Genomic DNA, 14,136 nt, shown 5'->3' on the forward strand with positions numbered 1-14,136 from the left:
TAATACCTAGAGCGTGTTCTTGTGTCTGGAGGGGGGAATCGGGTCCATTCCTCCAGGGTGCCAGGGGTGGCATTTTATAAGGCGGCGCGCGGTTAAATAAGCCCCTTTTATCGCTCCGTGAGTTTCAATGGCCTCTTCGGAGTAACGTGAGCAGGTGGGGTAGAAGCGACATTGGTTGCCTACCCAGGGGCTGGCCAGGAAGCGGTATACGTGTATCAGCTTGATCAGTAACCACTTCATGGCTTGGATTGCGGCTGCTGCGCACGCTTGGCCAGTTTGCGCCAGAGTTTGTTCAGTGTCTTGGCCAGAGCGGCCTTATCCAGATCGCCAAGCCCGGGCCGCGCTAATACCACAACGTCTAATGGCGGCAGTTGGTGTTGCTGCAGACGGAACGTTTCGCGGGTAATACGCTTGATTTGATTGCGGTCGGAGGCATTGCGCACATGTTTCTTGGCGATTACCAAGCCGAGGCGCGGGTGCTCCAATTCACTGGGGCGGGCGAGGATGAGCAGATTGGGGTGCGCGGCGCGCACAAGGTTTTCATTGAAAACCTTGCGGTACTGCGCTGCATTGAGCAGGCGCAGCGTCTTGGCAAATCCGAAACTGCTGCGCGCCTGCTGCATAAGAGATATCTCTAAAAAAAGAGATATTATGCAGACAGTACTTTGCGGCCTTTAGCGCGGCGGCGGGCCAAGATCTTACGGCCGTTTTTGGTTGCCATGCGAGCGCGGAAACCGTGAGTGCGTTTGCGCTTCAAGTTGCTGGGTTGAAATGTGCGTTTCATTGTCTTGCTACCTGAGACTTTGTGTTCAAGATTTCACGGGACCTTCCCCGGCCGCGGCCTGGGCTCCGGTCCGGCAACTAGCCGGGGCAGACGGAGCTATGCGCTGCGAAGGCCGCGGATTGTATAGAAACGCAGCAGCGAAAGCAACGCGCTGGCCGGGGAATTTCAATCTGTGTTCCGATGGGTGGCCTGTTCTATTTAGCGCCTCTCTGACAACCCCTTGAGGTGACGGGGATATCTCGCGATGCCCACCGATTGACCCCAAGATATACACAGGCTCCTGTGGATAAAATTGCCGCCTCTTCGTTTGCACCTGTCTAATTGTTGTGCAAATACCTGATTGCATGGACCTTTTTGCGCAATTTTCTCAACAGCACTCACCTTTCTTGTGGATAACCCGGCGATGGAAAGGTATACTGCGCCGATCTTATTTGACGGCCTGGGCGTTTCTGCCCCGTCATGCCGTTGTCTCCGTGGTCTTACCATTTTGGGGTTTTGGGGGGTTTCTTGACTGAATCCGTTTGGAAGCAGTGTGCAAGCTGTTTGCAGGACGAATTGCCATCTCAGCAGTTCAATACCTGGATCAGGCCGCTGCGTGTCAATCCCGTGTGTGCGGAGGGCGAGTTGCGCCTGGTTGCTCCGAATCGCTTCGTGCTGGACTGGGTTGGCAGTAAATTCCTTCATCGTATCCGTGAACTCGTGCATCAGTTTTCTCCTGGGCGGCCACTTCAGGTGGGCATGGAAATCACTGCGCGCCGCCCCGCGCGGTTTCAGCGCAGTCACACAGTGATGGATTCGGCGCCGGCGCCCGAATCCATACCTGCTGCTATGGCGCCTACGGCCTCTTCTCGGTCGTCAGAGATGCCCGCTACACCAGCGGGTGTGGTCTCTCCGGCTACCTCACAAAGCTTTATGGGGCAGGCGGAATCAACCCCTGTATCTTCAAGGCCCCTTAATGGCTGTAGTTACGGCGGGCGCCCAGTAAACAACCCGCATCCGGCGCTGGAAGAAGAAATCAACACCAGGCCGATGAGTCAGGGGGAGCAGGCGGTGTCGGATATCCGCCCTGCCGCCAGGAACGATATGGTGTGCTCTATCCCAGAGCAGCCCGCGCGCCAGGTTGAAGTCGAGGGTGCCATCAAACATGGCAGCTCCCTCAATCGAAATTTCACCTTTAAATCCTTTGTCGAAGGCAAGTCAAACCAGCTGGGTTTGGCTGCTGCGCAGCAGATCTCTGACAATCCCGGCGGGGCTTATAACCCCCTCTTTATCTACGGTGGGGTTGGCCTGGGTAAGACGCACCTTATGCACGCCGTGGGCAATGCACTGTTGGTGCGCAACCCCAATGCCAAGGTGGTCTACCTGCATTCGGAGCGATTTGTTGCCGATATGGTGAAGGCCTTGCAGCTCAATGCCATTAGTGACTTTAAGCGCTATTACCGCTCTGTGGATGCTTTGTTGATCGACGACATCCAGTTTTTCGCTGGTAAGGAGCGCTCCCAAGAAGAGTTTTTCCATACCTTTAACGCTCTGCTCGAAGGCGGTCAGCAGATTATTTTGACCTGCGATCGCTATCCCAAGGAGATCGATGGTCTTGAGGAGCGGTTAAAATCTCGCTTTGGCTGGGGGCTCACGGTGGCGGTGGAGCCACCAGAGCTGGAAACCCGTGTGGCCATATTAATGAAGAAGGCGGAACAGTTTGGTGTGGAGCTCCCACATGATTCGGCTTTCTTTATTGCCCAGCGCATTCGCTCCAATGTTCGCGAGCTGGAGGGGGCTCTGCGCCGGGTGATAGCCAATTCCCAGTTTACCGGGCGCGCTATCGACGATGTCCTGGTCCGCGAGGCTCTTAAGGATCTCCTCGCCTTACAAGATCGTTTGGTGAGTGTGGATAATATTCAGCGAGTGGTGGCGGAGTACTACAAGATCAAGGTGGCCGACCTACTGTCCAAGCGTCGCAGTCGCTCTGTGGCGCGTCCGCGCCAGGTGGCGATGTCATTGGCCAAGGAGTTGACCAATCACAGCCTGCCGGAAATTGGCGACGCTTTTGGCGGACGCGACCACACGACGGTTCTGCACGCCTGCCGCAAAATTCGCGAATTGCAGGAATCCGACGCGGATATCCGCGAGGACGTAAAGTTACTGACACGGTCGTTGACCACTTAATCGAATAATTGACAAACAAGGCGAAACTACCGATGAAATTCAATGTGAGCCGGGACGCCCTGCTGAAACCCCTGCAACTGGTAGCCGGTGTTGTTGAAAAGCGCCAGACCTTGCCGGTCCTGGCCAATGTATTGATGCAATTACAAGGTCAGGAGTTGTCCCTGACCGGTACGGATCTCGAGGTGGAAATTGTCGGCCGCCTGCCGGTGGACGGTGTAGAGATGGAAGGGGAGGTGACGGTCCCCGCGCGAAAATTGCTGGATATCTGCCGCTCTCTTCCCGATGGTGCCGAATTAAAGTTCGAGCGCGACGGCGAGCGCCTGATATTGCGCAGTGGTCGCAGCCGTTTTCAGTTATCGACATTGCCCGCGGCGGATTTCCCCAATCAGGAAGAGGCCACCGCACAGACCCGTTTCGATATCTCTCAGCGCGAGATTCGCCGCTTGATAGAGGCCACCAGCTTTGCGATGGCCCAGCAGGATGTGCGCTATTACCTGAATGGCTTGTTATTGGAATGCCGCCCGCAACAGCTGCGTGCGGTGGCTACTGATGGTCACCGCCTGGCACTGTGTGACCGCGATGCGCCGGGCCTGAATGTTTCCGCGCCGATCCAAGCGATTGTGCCGCGCAAAGGGGTACTGGAACTGGGTCGGCTGCTTGAGGATAGCGATGTGCAGGCTCAGGTGGTTCTGGGCAACAACCATATTCGTGTGATGAGCGGGCAGTTCACCTTCACCTCCAAACTGGTGGATGGCAAATTCCCGGACTACGACCGTGTATTGCCGCGCGGTGCTGGCAATGTGGTCTATGCCGATCGTCAGGGACTGCGTCAGGCTTTCTCTCGCGCCGCCATTCTCTCCAATGAAAAATACCGTGGAGTACGTTTGCAGGTCTCTGAGGGAATGTTGCAGATTGTGGCCAATAACCCGGAGCAGGAAGAGGCGGAAGAGCAGATGATGGTCGATTACGTGGGAGAACCTATGGAAATCGGCTTCAATGTCTCCTATCTGCTCGACGTTACCGGTGCTATTCACAGCGACCAAATTCGCATCAGCCTGGCGGACGCCAATAGCAGTGCCCTGTTGCAGCAACCTGAGGAGGGTGATGCCCTCTATGTAATTATGCCTATGCGTCTATAAGGATAAGGCATTTAAACTCTTGCTGCGTTATGGTGTGGGGATCGTGTTGAATTTTACCAATACGGTCCCTTATTTTTTTGAAAGTTTTTACTTTGTGGCTTCTGTGCTGATCAAGGGGAGGTGTCTGTGGCGCTGACCCGTCTTTTACTCTCCAATTTTCGCAATATCTCCCAGGCTGACCTGACCCTGGATGCCGGGGTCAATTTGTTTTGTGGGGACAATGGCAGCGGCAAGACTTCTCTTTTAGAGGCGGCCCATATGCTTGCCACTGGACGCTCTTTTCGCTCTCGCCAACATAAGTCGGTCATTCGCCACGATAGTCACGGGCTCACGGTTTTTGCTCAGTTGGATACAGGCTATAGCCTGGGGGTAGAACGCTTGGCCGACGGCGGTGGTCGGGTGCGTATCAATCAGGCTGCGGCGGAGTCCAGTTCTCAGCTCGCCAACTGCCTACCTCTACAACTGATTAACAGTGACAGCTTTGCCGCTTTGGATGGTGGTCCCGGCGTGCGCAGGCGTTTGTTGGATTGGACGGTGTTCCACGTGGAACATCTTTTCGCGCAGGAGTGGAAAAACTATCAAATCGCTCTGAAGCAGCGAAATGCCTTGTTGCGTCGTGGTAAAATCGATACGCAGGTGATCGGCGTCTGGGAGGAGCAGCTGGCGCAAAGTGGTGAGCGTGTAGATGCTCAACGGCGGGTTCAGTTCCTGGCGCTACGCGCGGCTGTTTCCGGGCTCCTGGAGGAGTTACCCCGGAGTCTGCTGCATCATGTAGATATGGGCTATCGGCGGGGGTGGCGCAAGGAAAGTACCCTGAGCGAAGCGCTGCGCGAATCCCGAGATGGAGATCTTGGCCAGGGCCATACCCGCACAGGCCCGCATAGGGCCGATGTCCGATTTACCGTTGCGGGAGAGCCTGCACATAATGTTTTGTCGCGCGGCCAGCAGAAGATGTTGGTCTGTGCCGTGCGCACCGCTATGGCGCAATTGGTTTGTCGCCACAGGGAGAAACCGGTATTTCTGGTAGATGACCTGCCGGCGGAGCTGGATGAACACAACCAGCAAGTATTTGCCCACTGGGTTGGCCGTTGCGCCAGCCAAGTGCTTGTCACCGGAATTGAGGAGGGTGCCACGAGCCGCCCCTGGCGGCAGCTCGAGGCCCCTTGGAATTGCCCGAAAGTGTTCCACGTGGAACATGGGAATATCAGCGCCGAAGCATCGGCCGCACAATAAGTTGAATGGAGCGAATAAATGTCAGAGCAGCAAAGCTATGACTCGAGCAGTATCAAGGTACTCAAAGGCCTGGATGCGGTGCGCAAGCGCCCCGGAATGTATATCGGCGATACCGACGATGGCACAGGCCTGCACCACATGGTATTCGAGGTGGTCGATAACTCCATCGACGAAGCGTTGGCGGGGCATTGCGATGAGATCCGTGTGATTATCCATCCGGATGAGTCGATATCTGTCTCTGATAATGGCCGCGGTATTCCCACGGAAATCCACTCAGAGGAGGGGGTATCCGCCGCAGAAGTGATTATGACTGTGCTGCACGCCGGCGGTAAGTTTGATGACAATACCTACAAGGTATCCGGCGGTCTGCACGGCGTGGGCGTCTCGGTGGTGAATGCCCTGTCCAGAGAGCTGAAGCTTACTATCCGCCGTGCCGGCAAGATTCACGAGCAGACCTATCATCACGGTGTGCCTCAGGCCCCCCTGGAGATTGTGGGCGAAAGCGATACCACCGGCACTACGGTACATTTCAAGCCCTCTGCAGAAACCTTCAACAATATCGAGTTCCACTTCGATATATTGGCCAAGCGCCTGCGCGAGTTGTCCTTTTTGAATTCCGGCGTGCGTATCGTGTTGAAAGATGAGCGCAGCGGAAAAGAGGAAGTTTACGAATACGAGGGCGGTCTCAGTGCCTTCGTTGCATTCCTTAACCAGAACAAGACAGCGATCAATAAGGTACTCCACTTCCAGAGTCAGCGCGAAGATGGCACTGCGGTGGAAGTAGCTCTGCAATGGAATGACAGTTTTCAGGAAAGCATTTTTTGCTACACCAACAATATTCCCCAGCGCGATGGCGGCACTCACTTGGCCGGCTTCCGCGCCGCTCTGACCCGCGGCCTGAACAGCTATATCGAGCGCGAAGGGCTAGGTAAGAAGGACAAGGTCAACACTACTGGCGACGATGCCCGTGAAGGCCTCACCGCGATTATTTCTGTGAAGGTGCCAGACCCCAAGTTCTCCTCCCAGACCAAGGACAAGCTGGTTTCTTCCGAGGTGAAAACCGCTGTTGAGCAGGAGATGGGCCAACACTTCGCCGACTACCTGTTGGAAAATCCCCAGGAGGCCAAGTCTGTCGTTATCAAGATGATCGATGCCGCCAAGGCGCGCGAGGCGGCGCGCAAGGCGCGTGAGATGACCCGTCGTAAAGGGGCTCTGGACATCGCTGGTCTGCCGGGCAAGCTGGCAGACTGCCAGCAAAAGGACCCCGCACTGTCAGAAATTTACCTGGTGGAGGGTGACTCGGCCGGTGGATCTGCCAAACAGGGGCGCGACCGACGCACCCAGGCAATCCTGCCTTTGAAGGGCAAGATTCTCAATGTGGAAAAAGCGCGTTTCGATAAGATGTTGTCCAGCGCCGAGGTTGGCACTCTGATCACCGCACTGGGTTGCGGTATCGGTAAAAGCGAGTTCAACCCGGATAAGCTGCGCTACCACAGCATTATTATCATGACCGATGCGGATGTGGACGGAGCCCATATTCGTACGCTGCTGCTCACCTTCTTCTTCCGCCAAATGCCGGAGCTGATTGAGCGGGGTCATATCTATATCGCCCAGCCGCCTCTGTACAAGATTTCCAAGGGCAAGCAGGAACAGTATTTGAAGGATGAGGCGGCTCTGACCCAGTTCCTCACTAATGCCGCTCTGGAAGGCGCCACACTGTTCGTGAACCCGGAGGCGCCGGGTTTGTCAGGGCAATCTCTGGAGAGCCTGGTGGGCGAGTACCGCAGTGTGCTGGCCACGATTGATCGCCTATCTCGTCTCTATCCGGAAGAAGTGCTGCGCAGCATGATTTATCTGCCCAGCCTCTCTCAGGAAGACCTGCAATCCCAGGAGAAAATCATCGCCTGGAGTAAGCAGCTACAGGAAAAATTGGCCGATGAGGAAAGCGGTGGAACCCGTCGCCACGAGGTCACCGTACAGGAGAATACCGAGCGCGGTCTCTTCCTGCCTCATATTCATATCGTCGCCCACGGTGTCGGCAGCGACTATTTGATCAACCACGAGTTTTTCAATTCTGCAGAGTACAATTCCATTTGCGCCTTAGGGGAGAAAATGGTGGATCTCTTGGAAGAGGGGGCCTTTATCCAGCGCGGTGAAAAGCAGCAGCCTGTGGGTAGTTTCCCGGAAGTACTGGACTGGTTGATGAGTGAGAGCCGCCGCGGTTACGGTGTACAGCGTTATAAGGGGCTGGGAGAGATGAACCCGGAACAGCTCTGGGATACCACGATGGACCCTGAGAGTCGCCGTATGCTGCAGGTAACCGTGGAGGATGCCATCGCTGCAGACCAGATCTTTACCACGTTGATGGGCGACAATGTAGAACCGCGTAGGGAATTCATCGAGACCAATGCCCTGGCGGTGGAAAACTTGGACGTTTAATCACCACAGTGAGTATTCGCTAGAAATGCAGCTTTCCCTGTGAGGGAGATCGAAATGGGAAAGCTGCACCGCTTAGCGGACCATAGAGCCGCATATCGTATTGAAGGGCGCAACCTTCCCATGAAGGATTCATTCGCATACTTTTCAACAGTCCTGGGATGAATTCATCCTTCTCGACACCCGCCTAAAGCCATAAATTTAATATTCAGAGGTTTCTGAATAATCGTTGTGTCAGAAAGGAAAATAAAAAACCAAGTAAAACCCGAATTAGGAAAATGGGGCATGATTGGTTAAAAATACGATAGATTTCACTTTCTAAACTCAAGACCACATAACAATCGGGATCTCCTGTGAGTGAAGAATACAAAAATCAGCGTGCAGTTGTATTTACACAGTATTCACACCTATTTTAATTCGGGAGCCATCGTTAAATCGCTCTAGGGAAACCTCATAATGCATCTAGTGGCTACACCCGCTTGCAAAATGATTACTTTCATACTGGTTTTTTTCGTTATCACCAGTTGTACCAGCTCTGAACAATTAATTAATTCCGATTGGTACGAAGTAGAAACCGAGCACTTTCGGATTGTCACGAATGACAATCCAAAGCGTATCCAAAAGTTAGCTGTGGACCTGGAAAAATTTCGCGTATTTGCGAGAAACTATATTCATTTTTCCCCAGACCAACAAAAACTCACTATTTATGCTCTATCCGATCGGATGAGTTTTGAGGGTATGAGTGGTGTCGAAAATGCAGGCAGAACCATAGGGCGCTTTCAAAATACTTCCCACGGGAGCTTTGCCCTATTAAACCTCAAGGGGAATAAATATTTACCGGATAATCCCGCTCGTCAGACACTATTTCATGAGTACACACATTTTTTGACTCATAGTCATAGCCAACAAAATTACCCCTATTGGTTTAGTGAGGGCGTTGCCGAAGTATTTTCCACCGTTGCCTTTGATAAAAATAATAATTTTAGAGTTGGTGATATACCAGTAGATAGGGCGATCAGTTTAAGCCGATCTAAGGTGCTGCCATTAGGGGCGCTATTAGAGGCCGTTCCCGGTGCAATAAACGCTCGCGATACCGAAGCTCTGTATGCCAGTGGTTGGATGCTTAGTCATTGGCTAATCTTTGATGCAGAACGTCTTGAGGGATTGAATAAATATCTGAGTGCATACAACAATGGAGCGGACCCAGTAGCAGCACTGCCAGCGGCATTGGGGATGACCTTTGAAGAGCTTGAAAGTCTCTATCAAAAACTGCGCAAAACCGACTTTCAATATTATAAAGGCCTCTTCAGCTCGAAAGAGGTCAGTGAATCTATCAATGTTCAAGCACTCGAAAATCATAAGGCTATAGCTGAAATTGCTCACTTTATGGCTATAACCGGACAGGAGGCAGAGACGCTTAAGGAGTTTATTGCCTATGCGGAACAGAAGGCGGTTTCAAGCTCCGCTCTTCTTTCGGCATTGGCAATTGCGGAAGCAAAGCAAGAAAATTATTCCTCTGCAAGAGAGATACTTGACGAAATAGCAGAAAAAAATCGCGATGAAACCAGCTATTTAGAGGCGGCTGCAATGGTTTTCCTCTATGAAGCACTCGCAGCTGGAAAAATGGATGACGTCCAGAAATTTAAAAAAATTCGGGATGCCTATGTGACTCTTGTCAATACCAAGGGTGATGTGCCCGCCTATTGGCACGAGCTGGCAATTACTATGCAAGTGTTGGGGTATCCGCGCTCTCAATACGTAAAGATACTTGAACAGGCCTATTTACGTGCGCCGAGGGATATCAATATTGCCTGGTGGTATGCCCATGAGCTGTATCTAAGCCGGGATACGGAAATGTTTATCCGGGTTACTCAGCCACTTTTGATGCAGATTACCAGCCTTGAATCGCGGGAACACCTCAGCTCTATGATGGTTGAACTCCAACCCGCAGGCCGGCCACAGGTGGAACAGGGCGCGGCAAAAAATGGACTGGGGCAACTGCTGTCAGAATATCGTTTCCTATCGGAGAATAAAGCACTGGCGATAGCGATGGATTATCGGGGGGCTTACGTTGTGGGTTATATAGAGAATAGTGCCAGCCAGTCCGAAGCGAACGAGGTTGCCCTGCAGGCATGTGAGGCACAAAGAGAGCAACACCAGGTGAAAGATCGGTGCGAACTCTATCTCGAGGAGGAAGTGATTGTCGGCGCCGCAGAGACGAGTCAGGTCCTTTAGCGCCTAGAGTCAATCAACTAACGGCTAGCCGTTAGTTGATTGCTATTTGTTACTGGAAAAATCGCCGGTATTATTTTTCCAGTAACAATCCACACTCACGATGCTCTTCACCCTTGGTCGGGTCAAAATACACATCGTTATCGGGCAAATCGTTTTCGTACACGTACTCCTCCACATCGATCTCTCGCAGGTGGAACATTGGTGCGACACGGATCGTGCCGTGGTTGCCCTGAGTAAAAATATCCAAATTCTTACGGTGCGCATTCTGGTCGTGGCGGATGCCGTTTAGCCAGACATCCGGCTGCAATTCCTGCATGGCGCGGTTGAAGGGCTCCAACTTTACCGTACGTGAGAAAAAATCGTGCTCGGGAGTATCCAGGGGGGGTATTCCGCCATGGACGGCATGGTAATGGGCCGCGGACATCTTGGGCGAGTAGGTACGCAGATTCAGCTCCAGCAGCTTCACCACATTCTCAATATGGCGGTAGGTTTCCGGGGTGTTGTAGCCATGATCCACCCAGATCACAGGAATATCTGGCTTAGCACGAGTGACCAGGTGCAGAAAGGCCACCGCGAGGGGGCGGAAGTTGGTGAAAACAACGGGATTTTGGGCGTTTTTCGTGGTGAATCGCATGATCTCACTGGGTTTGGCTCCAGCGAAATCCTGATTCAGGGTTGCCAAGTCGGCACCGTGATGAAATACGCGGTCGGATAGAGACTGCAGGGTGTTGCTGGAGGCGTTGTGTCCCATAAAAATCTGCACATACGAAAACTAGGATGGAAGGCATGCTACCCGGTTAGTTTGTCACGTAGAAACAATAAAAAGGAGTGAATCAATAAGCTTAAGTTATAAGTAGAGCCGTGGACCTCTTAGAAAGGGAAATTTGCCTAGGGTGTAACACGGTCGCAGGACATCTGAATTTGGTGTTGCCCATATTCGGCATTGTAAATGCGCCGGGTTTCGATAAAACCGTGCCTCTGTAAGAAATAGCGGGTGCGCAGATTCTCACGGAATACCTGGGCCTGCAGTTGGGGTTTGCCCCTGGAGACGCCGGCGATTAGCCGTGTTCCGATCCCACGGCCAGTAAACAGGGGACTGACACACAGATGGGCGATCTTTCTCCTATCCAGTAGCGTGATAAAAGCCTCTGCAACGGCACTGTGCCGGCTGGTGAACACCAAACACTGACTGGAGCGACGACAATCATTGCGGAACTCATCGAGGTGATTCAGCCAGAACTGACGGGGCAGTGAGGGGTGGGAGTTGGCTACAGCGTGCAACCAGAGCTGTTCCATCCTGATCAGGTCTGAGCATTTTGCGACTCTGAACATAGGTGCCCCTGGCTCGAACAGATGGGCGAATCCTAGTCAAACTGAAAGCTATCTCCTAGAAGTCGCAGCATAGAAAGTAAGTGAATACTTGCTAATTTGAACAGAGAAGAATCCCCATTGTTTAATGGTCCCTTGAGTCAAGCACCGGTTGAGACAGGTAAATCCGGGACAAAGGCCCCGGATTTACCAATAACCCACCCATAGGTGGCTATCGATTAGCCCAGGTGCACAAAGTGCGCCTTAAGATAATTGGTTTCCGGTATCGCTGGATGCACTGGGTGGTCTGCTCCCTGGCCACCGCTGGCGAGGATTGAGGCGCGGCGCCCCAATCGATGGGCCGCACCGCGCACACAGTCGACCAACTCATCAGATTGAAGGTGCATGGAGCAGGAAGCACTCACTAACAGGCCATCCCTCGACAGTAAGCGCATAGCCAATTCGTTGATATGGTGGTAGGCGGCGAGACCGGCTTTATGATCTTTGCGTCTTTTGATAAAAGCGGGGGGATCCAGCACGATGACATCGAATCTCTCCTTCTCAGATACCATGGCTTTAAGGACATCCAGTGCTTTGCCTTGAACGCTGGTCAGCCTGTCAGAAAAGTTATTGTGCTCCGCATTGACTTTGCACCAGTCCAGAGCCTGTTGAGAAGCATCCACACAGACTGCAGACGAGGCGCCGTTGGCCAAAGCCTGAATCCCCCAGCCACCGGCATAGGAGAAAAGATCCAGCACCCGCTTTTCCTGAACCCAGCGGTTAAGCTGGCGGCGGTTCTCGCGATGGTCGTAGAACCAGCCGGTTTTCTGTCCCTGGTGGACTGGGGCCAGTAGGGGCACTCCGTTTTCTTCAAAGGGCACCAGTTCAGGCACCTCTCCGTACACAACCTCATTGACGAGTGGCATGCCCTCAATGGCCCGGCCCTGATGGTCATTGCGTAGAAGAATCCCTTTGGGCTGAACCAGCTCAATCAACTTATCCACAACCACCTGTTGATACTGATCCATGCCCCAGTTGCTCACCTGAACAACCAGGTGATCCCCGAAGCGGTCGACCACCAGACCCGGTAGGGCATCCGAATCACCGTAAACCAGACGGTAGCTAGGGTGATCAAAATAGCGCTGCCGCTGCTTTAAGGCGGATAGCAAACGTTCACTAACGTCTACTTCTGTGAAGCTATCTTTGCGGCTTAGCAGGCGTGCGCAGATCAGTTGACTGGGGTTGACGAAAGCGGTACCCAGAAGCTTGCCCTGACTGTCGCGTATCTGGCATTGGCTGCCTGGAGCCATTCCCTTTAGCGGGGAGCGCTTGGTGTCCACCTCATTACTGTAAATCCACAGGTGGCCGCGCTTTAGACGGCGCTCAGCGCCGCGGTTCAGTATTAATTCCGCCAATTGGGAGTCTCCGTAAGCAGGGATTGTTCGGTGGGCAATTGTGCTCGGCTCGATAAGTAGGTCAAGGGCTTAAATCGTCTGTGGACAAAAAATCACTGGGTGTACTTAGTACGATTTTCCCAGAGTAAAGGAGCCGGTGTGGATAAGATGGTAATACCAGATCATATTGTGGATAACTTTAATGAATTATGAGCTCGCGCTGAGAGCCTGCTATCTGGGTTGTTTGGGGTTTGTGGGCAGTCACTAGCAAAGATATAAGGACCTTGCGGTTAGAAGAGAAATCACGACAGTTAAGAAAAAGAGAGACAATTCGTGCACATGCTTGGTAAAGCGCTCATTAAACGGCAGAATTCCCAATCAATATGTTATTTCTGCCAAATTGGCATTGTGGAACTCTCCCTAAATGAATCACCCACAGGATCAGTCTTTGCAAATCGCTATGTTCATCTATCCCGGTGCCTCCAGCCTGGATGTGACTGGTCCACTCGAGGTTTTCGCGATAGCAAACCATTTACTCCGTGAGGAGGGGCGCTGTATTGCGGACGCTTACACCATTCGGCTATTGGCAGAAAAGCCGGGGCCAGTGCAAATGGGGTCGGGGATTAAATTGTACGCTGATACCGGTTATCGGGAGGCCAGCGCCATTCACACGCTGTTGATCAGTGGAGGAACTCCGGGAACCTATGAGGCACTTTACGCCAAACCGGACCTCAATGACTGGTTGCACAAACAAAAACAGATGGCTGAGAGGATGGGTTCCATTTGCAATGGAGCCTTAATCCTGGCCAATGCCGGGATATTGGATGGCCACAGAGCGACCACACACTGGGCAAATGTGGATGAGCTGCGCCAGTTTACCAATATTGAGATAGACCCAGATGCGATTTATGTGCGCGATGGGCATATGTACACCTCCGCTGGTATAACCGCGGGGATTGATCTTGCCCTGGCTTTGGTCGAAGAGGATCACGGCCGCAGTTTGGCGTTGGCCATCGCCAGAATTATGGTGCTTTATCTGAAGCGCGATGGTGGGCAGCAGCAATACAGCCGCCACTTGAAGGATCAGCTGCAAAGTGACCGCTTTGCTGGGTTGGTGGAGTGGATGTATCAAAATCTGGATCAGTCGCTGACGGTGGAAAAATTGGCACAGGAGTCTGCTATGAGTCCGCGTAACTTTGCCCGTTGCTTTTTAAAGGAGTTGGGAGTAACTCCGGCGCGTTTTGTCGAGAGTATTCGTGTGGAGAGGGCCTGCCAATTACTGTCCGAACAAAATATTTCTCAGGAAAAAGTGGCCTGTCTATGTGGCTTTCAATCCCAAGAGCAGTTGCGACGTACGTTTCGCAGGCATAAAGGCATACTGCCGAGTGAGTTCCGTCGACGATTTCATTAATGTCGATGTAAAAATTAAAAATTGCCAACA

12 protein-coding genes are annotated in these 14,136 nt (G+C 52.8%); 6 read left to right on the top strand and 6 right to left on the bottom strand.

The window, feature by feature from the left end:
- Positions 1-6 precede the first annotated feature (6 nt).
- From yidD to rpmH, 3 genes are read right to left on the bottom strand one after another with little or no spacing between them, the layout of a single operon-like run.
- Entirely contained in the window at positions 7-240 is a 234-nt protein-coding gene (yidD, locus tag ACCI51_RS02250) for a membrane protein insertion efficiency factor YidD (RefSeq protein WP_371842456.1), read from the bottom strand.
- Entirely contained in the window at positions 237-623 is a 387-nt protein-coding gene (gene rnpA / locus ACCI51_RS02255; protein WP_299583912.1) for a ribonuclease P protein component, read from the bottom strand. The genes yidD and rnpA overlap by 4 nt, the downstream gene beginning before the upstream one ends.
- A gap of 26 nt (positions 624-649) precedes the next feature.
- Entirely contained in the window at positions 650-784 is a 135-nt protein-coding gene (gene rpmH / locus ACCI51_RS02260) for a 50S ribosomal protein L34 (protein ID WP_020413885.1), read from the bottom strand.
- Positions 785-1,291: 507 nt separating this feature from the next.
- Between rpmH and dnaA the strand changes: the two genes are divergently transcribed.
- The 5 genes from dnaA (at position 1,292) to ACCI51_RS02285 (ending at position 9,993) form a co-directional block, all read left to right on the top strand.
- The gene (dnaA, locus tag ACCI51_RS02265; protein WP_371842457.1) at positions 1,292-2,950 is read left to right on the top strand and encodes a chromosomal replication initiator protein DnaA; all 1,659 of its coding nucleotides are present in this window, start codon (positions 1,292-1,294) and stop codon (positions 2,948-2,950) included.
- A gap of 32 nt (positions 2,951-2,982) precedes the next feature.
- Positions 2,983-4,089, top strand: a complete 1,107-nt coding sequence (gene dnaN / locus ACCI51_RS02270) for a DNA polymerase III subunit beta (RefSeq protein WP_371842458.1) — start codon at positions 2,983-2,985, stop codon at positions 4,087-4,089.
- 126 nt (positions 4,090-4,215) lie between these two features.
- Entirely contained in the window at positions 4,216-5,322 is a 1,107-nt protein-coding gene (gene recF / locus ACCI51_RS02275) for a DNA replication/repair protein RecF (RefSeq protein WP_371842459.1), read from the top strand.
- 18 nt (positions 5,323-5,340) lie between these two features.
- On the top strand, positions 5,341-7,761 hold the full coding sequence (gene gyrB, locus ACCI51_RS02280; protein ID WP_371842460.1) for a DNA topoisomerase (ATP-hydrolyzing) subunit B: 2,421 nt from the start codon (positions 5,341-5,343) through the stop codon (positions 7,759-7,761).
- Between the two features lie 483 nt (positions 7,762-8,244).
- Positions 8,245-9,993 (top strand): hypothetical protein, encoded by a 1,749-nt coding sequence (locus ACCI51_RS02285; protein ID WP_371842461.1) that lies wholly within the window; start codon positions 8,245-8,247, stop codon positions 9,991-9,993.
- Between the two features lie 70 nt (positions 9,994-10,063).
- Here ACCI51_RS02285 and ACCI51_RS02290 read toward each other — a convergent pair whose 3' ends face one another.
- The 3 genes from ACCI51_RS02290 to ACCI51_RS02300 all read right to left on the bottom strand — a co-directional run bounded on the left by ACCI51_RS02290 (position 10,064) and on the right by ACCI51_RS02300 (position 12,716).
- Positions 10,064-10,744 carry a phosphoadenosine phosphosulfate reductase domain-containing protein gene (locus ACCI51_RS02290; RefSeq protein ID WP_299583893.1) on the bottom strand — a complete coding sequence of 227 codons (681 nt, stop codon included), beginning with the start codon at positions 10,742-10,744 and terminating at the stop codon, positions 10,064-10,066.
- A 137-nt stretch (positions 10,745-10,881) separates the two neighbouring features.
- Positions 10,882-11,325 (bottom strand): GNAT family N-acetyltransferase, encoded by a 444-nt coding sequence (locus tag ACCI51_RS02295; protein ID WP_299583891.1) that lies wholly within the window; start codon positions 11,323-11,325, stop codon positions 10,882-10,884.
- Between the two features lie 215 nt (positions 11,326-11,540).
- On the bottom strand, positions 11,541-12,716 hold the full coding sequence (locus tag ACCI51_RS02300) for a class I SAM-dependent rRNA methyltransferase (RefSeq protein WP_299583888.1): 1,176 nt from the start codon (positions 12,714-12,716) through the stop codon (positions 11,541-11,543).
- 403 nt (positions 12,717-13,119) lie between these two features.
- On the opposite strand from ACCI51_RS02300, the gene ACCI51_RS02305 reads away from it, so the two are divergent.
- Entirely contained in the window at positions 13,120-14,106 is a 987-nt protein-coding gene (locus ACCI51_RS02305; RefSeq protein ID WP_371842462.1) for a GlxA family transcriptional regulator, read from the top strand.
- Positions 14,107-14,136 lie beyond the last annotated feature (30 nt).

Origin of the sequence: Microbulbifer echini, assembly GCF_041447225.1 — a bacterium.
GTDB lineage: Bacteria > Pseudomonadota > Gammaproteobacteria > Pseudomonadales > Cellvibrionaceae > Microbulbifer > Microbulbifer echini.

What these genes read in the sequence shown, in the direction of transcription:
- dnaN (WP_371842458.1), top strand. Translation starts at nt 2,983, where the DNA reads ATGAAATTCAATGTGAGCCGGGACGCCCTGCTGAAACCCCTGCAACTG.
- rnpA (WP_299583912.1), bottom strand. Translation starts at nt 623, where the DNA reads ATGCAGCAGGCGCGCAGCAGTTTCGGATTTGCCAAGACGCTGCGCCTG.
- ACCI51_RS02295 (WP_299583891.1), bottom strand. Translation starts at nt 11,325, where the DNA reads ATGTTCAGAGTCGCAAAATGCTCAGACCTGATCAGGATGGAACAGCTC.
- gyrB (WP_371842460.1), top strand. Translation starts at nt 5,341, where the DNA reads ATGTCAGAGCAGCAAAGCTATGACTCGAGCAGTATCAAGGTACTCAAA.
- ACCI51_RS02290 (WP_299583893.1), bottom strand. Translation starts at nt 10,744, where the DNA reads ATGGGACACAACGCCTCCAGCAACACCCTGCAGTCTCTATCCGACCGC.
- rpmH (WP_020413885.1), bottom strand. Translation starts at nt 784, where the DNA reads ATGAAACGCACATTTCAACCCAGCAACTTGAAGCGCAAACGCACTCAC.
- ACCI51_RS02285 (WP_371842461.1), top strand. Translation starts at nt 8,245, where the DNA reads ATGATTACTTTCATACTGGTTTTTTTCGTTATCACCAGTTGTACCAGC.
- ACCI51_RS02305 (WP_371842462.1), top strand. Translation starts at nt 13,120, where the DNA reads ATGAATCACCCACAGGATCAGTCTTTGCAAATCGCTATGTTCATCTAT.
- yidD (WP_371842456.1), bottom strand. Translation starts at nt 240, where the DNA reads ATGAAGTGGTTACTGATCAAGCTGATACACGTATACCGCTTCCTGGCC.